The 11,922-nt window shown below is 71.5% G+C and carries 8 protein-coding genes and 1 pseudogene; 1 reads left to right on the top strand and 8 read right to left on the bottom strand.

Features of this window, described 5'->3' with window-relative positions:
* From ABFX54_RS44530 to ABFX54_RS44500, 7 genes and pseudogenes are all read right to left on the bottom strand, one after another.
* A pseudogene (locus ABFX54_RS44530) lies at positions 1 to 2,563 on the bottom strand (hypothetical protein); the annotation flags it as partial.
* Positions 2,564 to 2,679: 116 nt separating this feature from the next.
* Entirely contained in the window at positions 2,680 to 4,458 is a 1,779-nt protein-coding gene (locus ABFX54_RS44525) for a GH39 family glycosyl hydrolase (RefSeq protein WP_346113049.1), read from the bottom strand.
* A 10-nt stretch (positions 4,459 to 4,468) separates the two neighbouring features.
* Entirely contained in the window at positions 4,469 to 6,007 is a 1,539-nt protein-coding gene (locus ABFX54_RS44520) for a glucoamylase family protein (RefSeq protein WP_346113048.1), read from the bottom strand.
* 11 nt (positions 6,008 to 6,018) lie between these two features.
* Entirely contained in the window at positions 6,019 to 6,846 is an 828-nt protein-coding gene (locus ABFX54_RS44515; protein ID WP_346113047.1) for a carbohydrate ABC transporter permease, read from the bottom strand.
* A complete protein-coding gene (locus ABFX54_RS44510) occupies positions 6,843 to 7,772 on the bottom strand; it encodes a carbohydrate ABC transporter permease (RefSeq protein ID WP_346113046.1) in 930 nt (309 codons plus the stop codon). The genes ABFX54_RS44515 and ABFX54_RS44510 overlap by 4 nt, the downstream gene beginning before the upstream one ends.
* Positions 7,773 to 7,776: 4 nt before the next feature.
* Positions 7,777 to 9,042 carry a sugar ABC transporter substrate-binding protein gene (locus ABFX54_RS44505; protein WP_346113045.1) on the bottom strand — a complete coding sequence of 422 codons (1,266 nt, stop codon included), beginning with the start codon at positions 9,040 to 9,042 and terminating at the stop codon, positions 7,777 to 7,779.
* Entirely contained in the window at positions 9,039 to 10,037 is a 999-nt protein-coding gene (locus ABFX54_RS44500) for a LacI family DNA-binding transcriptional regulator (RefSeq protein ID WP_346113044.1), read from the bottom strand. The genes ABFX54_RS44505 and ABFX54_RS44500 overlap by 4 nt, the downstream gene beginning before the upstream one ends.
* A gap of 142 nt (positions 10,038 to 10,179) precedes the next feature.
* On the opposite strand from ABFX54_RS44500, the gene ABFX54_RS44495 reads away from it, so the two are divergent.
* Positions 10,180 to 10,584, top strand: coding sequence for a nitroreductase family deazaflavin-dependent oxidoreductase (locus ABFX54_RS44495; protein WP_346113043.1), 405 nt, complete (start codon positions 10,180 to 10,182; stop codon positions 10,582 to 10,584).
* A 71-nt stretch (positions 10,585 to 10,655) separates the two neighbouring features.
* Here ABFX54_RS44495 and glgA read toward each other — a convergent pair whose 3' ends face one another.
* Complete coding sequence (gene glgA / locus ABFX54_RS44490) at positions 10,656 to 11,828, bottom strand: glycogen synthase (protein WP_346113042.1); 1,173 nt, start codon at positions 11,826 to 11,828, stop codon at positions 10,656 to 10,658.
* Between the last annotated feature and the right edge of the window lie 94 nt (positions 11,829 to 11,922).

The raw sequence follows: 11,922 nt of genomic DNA, 5'->3' as shown, positions 1-11,922 counted from the left end.
TCTCGAAGGCCGGGGTCTCGGAGACCGGAGTGCCGGGGGCCGGGGTGCCGGGGGCTGACGTCTCGGGGGTTGACGTCTCGAAGGCCGGGGTCTCGGAGACCGGAGTGCCGGGGGCCGGGGTGCCGGGGGCTGACGTCTCGGGGGCTGACGTCTCGAAGGCCGGGGTCTCGGAGACCGGAGTGCCGGGGGCCGGGGTGCCGGGGGCCGGGGTGCCGGGGGCTGGTCTGACGGGCCGTGACGGGACGGGCTCCAGGGTGACCCGCTTGGGAGTGACCGGCTCAGCGGTGCCGGGAGCCGGAGCACCGGGGACTGAGGGTGCGGAGGCCGAAGTCTCGGGGACCGGAGCGGCAGGGGCTGCTGTGCCAGGGGCGGCGGTCCCAGAGCCGGCGATCCCAGGGCTAACGGTCCCAGGGTCGACAGTCGCAGAGCTGGCGGCCCCCGGAGCGGCTGTCCCAGAGCTTGCGGTCTCAGGGGTGGCAGTCCCAGGAGAGACGGGCCCAGAGCCGGCGGCCCCAGAGGTGGCGGTCCCAGGAGTGGTGGTTCCGGAGGTGGCGGTGGCAGGGGGTGGGGTGAGGGTGGTGTCGAGGGCTTGGGTCAGTTCGGGTAGGTCGGTGAGGTCGGCGGTGTCGGCCAGGGCGAGGGCTTCGGTGAGGTCGCGGGGGTTGCCGTAGGCCGAGTGGCGGGCCAATAAGGCGCGGCACAGCTTGCGCTGGGCGGGTCCCTGGTCGCGGGACGCCTTGGTGGCCAGCTCGACGCCCTGGCGGGCGGCCAGCACGGCTTCGCGCAGGTCGTCGGCCTGGCGGAGGCCGTCCGTATGCGTGGCGCGCCAGCACAGCAGTTCGGAGACCAGCCCGTACGCCTCCGTCCTGAACGCCAGCCGCTCCCCCGCCCCCAGGGCCTCGCGCAGCGCGGCGAGGGCCTCGTCGGCGTTGGCCATGGTGAGGTCGAGCCTGAGGGCCTGGGCGAGCAGCAGCAGCGCCGTGGCCCTGGCCGGGTCGTTCTCGTCGTGGGCGGCCAGGGCGGCGCGGGCGGCGGCGATCGGCTCGGAGGGGTCGCCGCCGGTCACGACCGCCCGCCTGAGCAGCGCGTTCGCCAGATTGATGAGCAGCCGCGGCCGGTCGGGATGTCCACCCGCCCGAGAGCCGTCCCTCGGAGGGCCGCTCGACTGAGCACCGCCCGACTCGAAGCGGCCCGACGCAGAACCGCCCGGCCCAGAATCGGCCTGCCTGGAGACGCGCGGCCCAGAAGCCTCCGTCCCGGAACCCTCCGTCCCGGAACCGGCCGTCCCAGAACCGGCCGTCCCAGAACCGGCTGACCCGGAACAGGCTGACCCGGAACCAGTCGGCGCAAGACCGCGCGATGCAGAACCCTCCGCCCCGGAAGCACCCGGTCCGGAACCGCCCGGCCCAGAACGGCCCAGGCCCGCGCGGCCGGCGGTGGAGAGGTCGGTGGCTCGGCGGAGGACGGAGATGGCCGTGTCCAGGTCGGCGGGGTCGCCGGTGACGCCGTAGCGGTGCCAGCGCCGGTCGCCGAGGAGGCCGAGCCGGATCACCGGGTCCGTGCCGAGACCGCGCGCCGTCTCGTCCGGCGTCACGTGCAGGGCGTCCAGCATCTCCAGGCCCGCCTCCAGCGAGCTCTCGTTCCCCGTCACGACGAACCACTCGATCAGCCCGGCCGCGTACGGCGCCAGCACCCCCGGATGGGCCCACGGCTCGTGCCAGAAGTCCAGTGCGCACTGCCCGACCCTGATGAACGCCAGCAGATCCTCGTCCGCGTACGACGCCGCGGCCCGCGCCTGGGTGAGGTCGACGAGGGTCAGCAGCGCCCGTGACCGGTCCTGGCCGCCGGGAGGGGTCTCCACCGCCGCGAGGTACGCCCGGATCAGTTCCTCGTCGTCGGGCGCCGCCAGGCCCAGGGCGGCGGCGAGCTCGCCCGCGTACAGGGTGTCGCCATGCGCGCCGAGCGCCGCCCGCAGCAGCATGTGGACCGCGTCGGCGATGACGTGCCGCTCCCCGCCGCGCGTGTACTGGCGCACCAGGCCCGCTCCGAGCAGCCCGAGCGCGCCCGGCGCCCAGGCGGGGTCGGTGGCGCGCATGGACTCCTGGAGCAGGAACTGGCCGAGCCGGTCGGAGACCTCAGGCGCCGGGTCGGCCATGGCCCGGCGGACCAGGGCATGGATCAGCAGCCCCACGTGCCGGTACGCGGACGGGTCCACGTGCCGGAACACCTCTTCCACCAGCCCGGCCCACGTGTCGGCCGACTCGCCTGGCGGCCGGGAGCCGCGCAGCTTCTCCGGCAGCCGTCCGGGATCCAGCACGGCCACGGCGGCGAAGAAGGCGCCCGCCACGGCGGCGTCCTGCGTGGTGCGCTGGTCGAGCCGGTAGCGGGCCAGGTGCAGCATGCCGATCAGCCGCCAGGCGGCGGCGTCGGTCCTGTCGCCGGCGCACGCCCGCATCGCCTGCTCGGCTTCGGCCAGCGCCGCGGGATCCCAGATGAGATCGGGATCCGCGGCCTGCTCGAACCGCTCGATGCGGGCGGCCAGCGCCTCGGCCGGATCGGTCATTAGCACAGGCTCTCACCGGCGTGCGCCCCGCGTACAGAACCGTCCGGTCGAGTCCTGGGCACAGGATCGCTCGGTCGAGTCCCGCGCACAGGATCGCTCGGCCAGAGGGTGCCGGGTCAGGGGGTCAGTTCGAGGAAGCTCACCCCCGGCATGGGCAGGTCGAAGGTGATCGTGAGGGTGGGGCCGGTGACGGTGGCGGGCGGGGTCAGTTCGGCGAGCTCGTCGTACGCGCGCAATTCCTCCCACTGCGCCCCCTGCGGCCAGTCGCCCCCGCCCATCGCCTGCCAGGCCGCCTCCACGTTCGTGTGCTCGCCGTCGATGCGGTGGTGGGTGAGCGTGTACGAGCCCCGCAGCCCCTCCACGGTGAGCGTGATCGTACGGTCCAGCTCGGGGGCGCCGGACGCCTGGGTGTTGTTGAGGGTGCCGTTCCAGACGAGCACGCCCACCCGGCCGTCGTCGTGGCGGGCCGCCCACACCTCGACCCCGGCCACGTCGCCCTCGGCCTCGGCCGCCAGTTCGAGGCCGCCGAGCCGTTCGGCCAGGGCCAGGGCGTGGAAGCGGGGCTTGCGCAGGTTGCCGACGGTGAGCAGGCCGAAGCCGCCGTGGAAGAGCCTGGGCGGCCGGCCCACCTCCTCGAAGTGGTCGGAGGCCACCCAGTGCGACAGGGCGTCGATGCGGCCGGCCGCCGACTTCATGCCGTGCAGGACGAACGCCGCCCCGAACGCGCCGTCCCCGATCCCCTGGAAGTGGGTCGGCGTGGGCCCCCACTCGGTCCACCAGATGGGTACGTCGTGGCCGTGCCTGGCCAGCGTGGGCCGCCAGTCGAGCGGCGCGTTGCCGTACGTGTGCGTGGAGACGAAGTCGAGCGGCGCGCCCGACTCCGCGATGTGGACGAGCAGTTCCTCGACCCAGCCATTGGCGGCCGAGGAGGGGCCGCCGACGCGCAGGTCCGGGTGCACGTTCTTCACCGCGGCGGCGGTGACGTCGTAGAGCAGGAAGTACTCCTCGGGGGTGCCGGACCAGAAGACGGCCAGGTTCGGCTCGTTCCAGACCTCGAAGGCCCAGTGGTCGATCAGCTCGCGGATGCCGTAGCGGTCCGCGAGGTGCTCGACGAGGGCCCTGACCAGGTCGCCCCACGCCTCGAAGTCCTTGGGGGGCGAGATGACGGCCGCGTAGTCGAAGACCGTCTTCGACGGGTCGGCGGCCAGGTCGCGGGGCATGTAGCCGAGCTCCACGATCGGCCGCAGGCCGAGCGAGACGACCTTGTCGTAGACGGCGTCCACCCCGGAGAAGTCGTACGGCTCACCCTCCTTGTAGACGCCGAGATCGTCGCCGAGGATGGCGTGCGCCCTGACCGTGCGCACGCCGATCCGCTCGTGGACGAGGCGCAGCGCCGCCGCCAGTTCCTCGCCGATGGGGCGGCCACCGCTCTCGTCGGTGCTGAGCAGGTGGGACAGATGCTCAGATCCCACCATGTACGCCCACGGCCGGGGCAGCTCGCGCGTCACCCGCCGCGTGTCCACCCGCACGGAGACGGCGGCATCGGACACGGGCAGCGGGGCGACCTCGACGGGCGGGCAGAACGGCCCGGTCGCGTCCGCGCCGATGACGGCGGCCACCGTGTAGGCGGCCGCCCCGTGGCCGGTGTCCACGAACCGGCAGGACGGCACCGCGGGCACGTCCACCTCGGGCGGCACGGCGGGCACGCCGTCCCTGTGCACCAGGTAGCCGATCGCTTCGGGCACGGGATCCCAGGTGAGCGTCACGTGCCCGGCCCCCGGGACCGCGCGCAGGCCGGTCGGGGCCTCCAGCGCGGGCACGGGGACGGTCGTCTCGCCGGACGGCTGTCCGGCGCGTTCCTGCCAGTCGCGGTGCGCGGCCGTACTCATCGGCATGTGCCTCGATTCATCGGACGTCCCATTCCTCGATCGCCATGACCGGCCGGAGCCGGTGCTCCACGCCGGAGCCCGCGAAGTAGCGGTGCAGGTTGCCGTTCGCGAGCACGTTGCCCAGGGCGCCCATGACCATGCCCTGGTCGAGTGCCAGATACCACTTGGACACGGCCCCTGAGCGGACCGCGATCGCGTCGTAGAAGCCGCCGGGGCCGTAGGCGTCGAAGCCGGCTCGCAGCTTGGCCAGGTTGGCCAGGGCGGCGTTCCTGGCGTACGGGAGGGCCAGGAAGCTGGCGTGCGGCGTCACCACGCCGTTGCCGTAGCTCGCCGGCTCCGGCTGGGCGGGGCGGCAGCCCTCGTAGCCGTAGTCGACGCGGGTCTCCTCCTCGTCGGAGGTGTAGCCGGGCTCGTCCATGCCGAGCGGGTCGACGCCGTAGATGCGGTAGGTGCCGTGGGGGTCGTTGGACGGCGAGAAGCCCCAGTAGCCGTAGCGGGCCTCCTGCAGACCGTGCTCGATCTGGGCGCGGACGAAGACCGGGTGGTTGCGGCCCCAGCTCTTCGGCGCCCACTTGGCCTCGGGGACGACCAGGTCGGGCATGAGCGCCTCGAACATCGAACCGCCCCAGTTCGGGACGAACCGCATGCCGCGGTAGCCGTACGTGCCCTCCCAGACGTTCACGCCGAGGTACGTCTTCCACGACCCGGCCGGCTTCTGCTCCTGCCAGCCGAAGTCGCAGCCGTTGTCGGGGAAGGTGCGGTACGGGCCGAAGTAGCTCTCGCGGGGCAGCTGGCCGAGCGCGATGCCCACGTACTGGCCGATCCGGGTCTCGGCGGGGGCCCCGTAGTGGTGGCAGGTGGAGTAGACGGTCGTGCCGGTGCCGGCGTAGTCGCTCTCCACGTTGCACTCGATCGGCGGGTCGGGCCAGAAGCCGCCGCGCAGCAGTCCTGTGCCGGCGTCGGGGCGGGCGGCCGGGTCGTAGTAGGCGCGGAAGTTCATGGAGTTGACCAGCCGGTCGGCGCGGGCGGCGTGCCGGGGGACGGCGGTGCGGACCATCATGAGCGCGCCGGCCAGCCAGCCGTTGTCGACGCTGGAGGCGAAGGGGCGCACGACGTCGCCGGAGTCGGGCCAGGTGGTGATGACGGCGAGGGTGGCCGGGTCGTACCAGTTGTAGTACTGGCCGGTGGGGGTGTTGCGCTCCATCCGCTCCAGCGCGGTGAGCACCCGGCCCACTCTCGTGGTGGCGTCGGCGCCGCTGATCAGGCGCAGGTCGCGGGCGGTGAGCGTGCTCCACAGGTACGTGCCGATGTTGGTCGGCGAGGTGACCTTGGCGCGGGTCCTGAGGTCGCCGGTCACCTTGTCGGCGGGCAGGCCGGTGGCCGGCACCACCATGGCGTCCATCGACCGCCAGGTGTCCTTCGCGTAGCGGAGAAGGACCGCGTCGGTACCGCCGTGGACGGGTGGGGTGCTTATAGCATGCGCGGCCCCGGCCGGCCCGGATGACAGCACGGATAAGGACAGCACGAGCAGAGCGGACATGACCGTCTTACGCATGTGGTGCTCCTCTACTTGAGGCCGGTGGTGGCGATGCCCTGGATGAAGAAGCGCTGCAGGAAGACGAACAGGAACAGGATCGGCGCGATCACCACGACCGATCCGGCGACCAGGAGGTTGTAGTGGGTGCCCTCGTGGCCGTTGAGGATGTTGAGCGCGACCGGCAGGGTGTACATGTCCTCGCTCTGCGCGACGACGGCCGGCCACAGGAAGTTGTTCCACGCGCCGAGGAACGTGATCAGGCCGAGCGTGGCCAGCGGCGGCCCGCACAGCGGCAGGATGATCCGGAAGAAGATGCGGAACTCCCTGGCGCCGTCGACCCGGGCCGCGTCGATCAGCTCGTCGGGCAGGTCGGAGATGAACTGCCGCATCATGAACACGCCGAGCGGGGTCACCACGGTGGGCAGGATGATCCCGACGAACGTGTTGACCAGGCCCAGCTTCGCGATCAGCACGAACTGCGGCACCATCAGCACGATCGCCGGGATCGCGAGCTGCACCAGCACCAGCGCGAAGGCCACGTTCCTGCCCCGGAAGCGGAGCTTGGCGAAGGCGTAGCCGACCATGGAGCAGAACAGCAGGTTGGTGGCGACCAGCACGAGCGCGATGAACGTGCTGTTGACGAACGCGGTGCCGATGTCGACCCGGTCGAACAGCTCGGCGAAGTTGTCCAGCGTCCACGTCTGCGGCCAGAACGTCGGCGGGTCGCGCCTGATCTCCTGTTCCGGTTTGACCGAGCTGAGCGCCGTCCACAGGAAGGGGCCGGCGACCAGGGCCAGGCCGACGCCGAGTCCCAGGTAGACGACCGCCCGCTGGCGGCGGGTGCTTCCGTGCCTCATCGGCGCCTCCCGAGCCTCAGTTGCAGCACGGCCAGCGCCACGATCACGGTGAACAGCACCGTCGAGGCGGCGCCCGCGTAGCCGTAGTTGCCCACCCCGAACTGGTTGAAGATCACCAGTGAGGCCGACAGGGTGGAGTTGAGCGGCCCGCCCCTGGTCATGACCAGGGGCTCCTCCATGAACTGCATGAAGCCGACCGAGCTGTACACGGTGCAGAACAGCAGCACGGGGCGGAGCGAGGGCACGGTGACCGAGCGGAAGCGGGCCCAGCGGCCCGCGCCGTCGACCTCTGCTGCCTCGTACAGCTCTCTGGGGATGCTCTGCAGCGCGGCCAGCAGCACGATCATGTTGAAGCCGAAGCTGCGCCAGGCCGTCATCACGATGATCGAGGGCAGCGCGGTGCTCTCGTTCTGCAGCCAGTTGGGGCCCTGGACGCCCACCAGCTCCAGCAGCCGGTTGACCAGCCCCGCCTCGGGCTCCAGCAGGAACTTCCAGGCCACCGCGATGCCGATGATGCTGGTGATGTTGGGCAGGTAGTAGCCGAGGCGGAAGAACGCGGCGGGAAGGCGGGCGATGCCGGAGTTGAGCAGCACCGCCGCGGCCAGCCCGAGGCCGACGGCGAGCGGCAGCGTGGTGAGCACGAAGACGACGGTGTTGAGGGCCGCCCTGCGCATGGCGCCGTCGTTCATGAGCCGCAGGTAGTTCTCGACGCCGACGGGGTCGACGGCCAGCGGGTCGCTCACGTCGGTGCTGCGCATGTCGGTGAAGCTCATGCCGATGCCGACCAGCAGCGGCCCGAGGTAGAAGACCGCGAAGAGGACCACGAACGGCGTGATGAAGAGCCAGCCGATGCCCGACTGGCGTAACGCGCCCCTGATCCGGATCGGCGGCGGGGCCACCGGCGCCGGCTTCGTGCGGACGGTCACGGGCTCAGAGGCCGGTGCCGATGGTGGCGGCCTGGGACTGGATCGACTTGGCCGTCTGCTCGGGCGTCTGGGTGCCGCGGGCCAGCTTCTCCAGCTCGCTCTCCAGCACCCTGGCCACCTGCTCCCAGGTCGGGAACGGCGGCGGCGTCCTGGCGTCCTTGAGCTGCTCGCCGAAGACCGCGAGCTGCCTGTCGGTCTTGAGCGCGGGCTCCTGCCAGGCGGCCTGGACGGCGGGCAGCGCCTTGACCGTCGTGTACCACTTCGCCTGCACCTGCGGCTCGCTCAGCCACTTGATGAACGTCCAGGCCGCGTCGCGGTTCTTCGCCTTCTTGAACACCGCCATGTCGGAGCCGCCGACGAAGCTCGTCGCCGACACCGGGCCCTTGGGGTAGGGGGCGACGTCGAACTTGCCGTCGAACCCGGCGCCGCCATCGTTGTTCAGCACGCCGATCATCCACGGGCCGGAGAAGAAGCCGCCGATCTCGCCCTTGATGAAGCTCTGCGGGAAGGCGCCCTCGGCCGTGTTGTTCGGGGCCAGCTTCTGCTCGAACATCGAGGCGTACTGCTTGAGCGCGGTCACGGTCTCGGGCGTGTCGAAGGTGTAGGCGCCGTCCTTGACGATCTCGCCGCCGGCCTGCCAGATCAGCGGCAGCACCTCCTGCCAGGCGGCGCCCTGGGTGTAGCTCTGCTGGAAGCCGTCCTTCGCGCCGCCCTTCTCCTTGAGCGCCCTGGCGAACGCGGTGAACTCCTCCCACGTCGCCGGCGGCTTCACGCCCGCCTTCTCGGCCTGGTCGGTGCGGTAGTACAGGACGCGGGTCTCGACGTACCAGGGCACGCCGTACGCGGTGCCGTTGACGTCCACGGTCTGCCAGGCGCCCGGGAAGAAGGCGGCCTTGTCGACCAGGTTGGCGGGGGTGGGTTCGAGCGCGCCGGTCTTGGCCAGCTCGCCCGACCAGGTCGATCCGATCATGCTCACGTCCGGGGTGGCGCCGCCGGCGATGGCCGCGGTGATCTTGTCGTGCGCCACGTCCCAGCCGATGGCCGTCACGTTGACCTTCACGCCGGGGTTGGCGCTCTCGAAGTCCTTGACGAAGGCGCCGAGCGCCTTGCCCTCCTCGCCCATCGCCCAGACGGTGACCTCCCCGGAGACCTTGCCGGTCGTGACGTCCTGCGCCTGCTCGGGCGCCTGCTGCTGACTGCGGCCGCAGCCGGCCGCCACGAGCGCGAGAGCCAGCGCGCCCACGGCGGCGCGCCGGGTGGTGGTGTTCACGTTCGTACCTCCTGGGGGTGGTGACCGCAGCTGGAGCGGATGACCAGCTCGGTGGTCAGGATGAGGTGCTTCGGGACGTCGCGGGTCCCGGTGATCAGTTCGTCGAGGGCGCGGGCGGCGCGGGCGCCGAGCTCGCGCATCGGCTGTCGTACGGTGGTCAGCGCCGGGCGCGCGTGCCGGGCGGCCATGATGTCGTCCCAGCCGGTGACGGCCACGTCGCCGGGCACCTCCAGGCCGAGCTCCTCGGCGGCGAGCAGCGCCCCCAGCGCCACCTCGTCGTCGGAGCAGATGATGGCCCGCGGCCGGTTCCTGCCCTTGAGCAGGGTCCTTGCGGCCTCGAAGCCGCGGTCCACGGTGTACTGGCCGGTGTCCACGGCCTCGATCGCGCCGCCGAGCGTGTGCCTGACCCCCTGCCAGCGCTCGTCCACGTCGTCCCTGCTGGTCAGCGGGGCGCCAAGAAAGGCGAAGCGCTCGTAGCCGTGGCCCGTCAGATGGGCCGCCAGCGCCCGCGCGGAGGCGATGTTCTCGCTGCGCAGCGTGTCGGCGCCGGTGAGCGGGTCGCGCGAGATGAACACGAGCCGCACGCCCAGCCGGACCAGCTCGGCGACCAGCGGCTCCGGCACGGCGTGGCCGAAGATCAGCATGCCGTCGACCCGCCCCGCGAGGTCCTTGACCAGCTCGCCGACGTTCGAGCGGCCCTTGGTGGACAGGATGACCACCGAGCGCCCCAGCTCGGAGGCGACCTCCTCGTAGCCGAGCAGGACCTCCGTGTAGTACGGGCCGGCCAGGTCGGGGAAGACGATGCCGTTGGCGGCGTGGCGGCCCTCGGCGAGGCTGACGCCCAGGCGGCTGGGCGTGTAGTTCAGCTCCTCGACGGCCTTGAGCACCTTCTCCCGCGTCTTCGCGGCCACCGGGCCGGTGCCGCGCAGTGTCCTGGACACGGTCGCGATCGACACGCCCGCCCGCTTGGCGACTTCGTAGATGGTCACGTCCATGCGGCTTTTCCTTTCATGTAAGCGCTTTCATGATCGCGGCTGTAAGCGCTTACACAAATGCAGTGTGCCAGCCGCGTTAACTTCCCGTACAGACCCCGGCGCGTAACGGTGAGGTCACGCCGCCCTGGGGTAGAGGGGGATCATGCTCTACGGCAAGGAACACGTCCGGCGCTACCAGGAAACCGACGGCGCCGAGGGCCACGACTGGAACAACACCACCGTGCTGCTCCTGACCACCAAGGGACGGAAGTCGGGCCGGCCTTACACGACGCCGCTCATCTACCAGAAGTACGGCGACGACCACGTGGTCGTGGCGTCCAAGGGCGGCGATCCCGACCATCCGCAGTGGTTCAAGAACCTGCAAGCGGAGCCGGAGGTCGAGGTCCAGGTGAAGGGCGACAAGTTCAGGGCCCGCGCCCGCACCGCCACCCCGGAGGAGAGGCCGGAGATGTGGCGGGTCATGGCCGCCACCTGGCCCGACTACGACGAGTACCAGAAGAAGACCGACCGGGAGATCCCGATCGTGGTCCTCGAACGCGTCCGCTGACCACCACCGTCATCGGCCATCCGCCCCGCCGGCCCGTGCCGGCGGGGCGGGCTTGTGTTCGTGGCCTGGGCTCAGCCCGTCAGGGACGTGTAGAGCTTCAACGTACGGTGGGCGATGCGCTCCCACGAGAAGTGTTCGATGGCGCGCTCACGGCCCGCCACCCCCAGGGCGCGCGCCCGCGCCGGATCGCGCAGCAGGGCGTTGACCCGCTCGGCCAGGTCGGCGGCGAAGCGCTCGGGGTCGTGCGGGGTGCCGTCGGCGGCCTGGGAGATCGGCACCAGCAGCCCGGTCTCCCCGTCGGCCACCACCTCGGGGATGCCGCCGGTCGCCGTGGCCACCACCGCCGTCTCGCAGGCCATCGCCTCCAGGTTGACGATGCCCATCGGCTCGTAGACCGACGGGCACACGAACACGGTGGCGTGCGTCAGCAGCTGGATCACCTCGGGCTTGGGCAGCATCTCCTGGATCCAGAGCACACCGTCACGGTCGAGGCCGCGCACCAGCTCGGTCACCTCGGCGGCGATCTCCGGGGTGTCGGGCGCGCCCGCGCAGAGCACGAGCTGCGCGTCCGGGTCGAAGGAGCGCGCCGCGTGCAGGAGGTGGACCAGGCCCTTCTGGCGGGTGATCCGGCCGACGAAGACGACATAGGGCCTCGCGGGATCGACCCCATGCTTGGCCAGGACGTCGGTGGCGCGGTCGGGGGCGTACTGGGCCGTGTCGATGCCGTTGTGGATCACGCTGACCCGTTCGGGCGGGATCTCCGGGTAGGCGCCGAGCACGTCGCGCCGCATGCCCTCCGACACCGCGATCACCGCGTCGGCGGCGGCCAGGGCGGTGCGCTCGGCCCATGACGAGATCGTGTAGCCGCCGCCGAGTTGCTCGGCCTTCCACGGCCGCAGCGGTTCGAGACTGTGCGTGGTGATCACATGGGGTACGCCGTGGAGCATCTTCGCGACATGCCCGGCGAAGTTGGCGTACCACGTGTGGGAGTGGACGACGTCGGCGCCGACGCAGGCGGCGGCCATCTCCAGGTCCACGCCGAGCACCTGGAGCGCGGCGTTGGCGCCCTCCAGCCCGGCCGGCACCCGGTAGGCCGATACGCCCGCCTCGGCGCGCGCGGCCCCGAAGCAGCGCACGTGTACGTCGGCCAGCTTCCGCAGCTCCCTGGCCAGATACTCCATGTGCACCCCGGCCCCGCCGTACACCTCGGGCGGGTACTCCCGGCTGAGCAGATCAACGCGCATGAGAAGACCTTAAAGGGGGCGCGGGCAACGGGAACACATCGACAAGCCCAAGGTCGGGCACTTGGGTTCGTACATCGGTGACCAAATCGGGACA

Source organism: Nonomuraea maheshkhaliensis (assembly GCF_039529435.1).
GTDB lineage: Bacteria > Actinomycetota > Actinomycetes > Streptosporangiales > Streptosporangiaceae > Nonomuraea > Nonomuraea maheshkhaliensis.
This window is presented reverse-complemented; position numbering and strand designations above follow the sequence as displayed.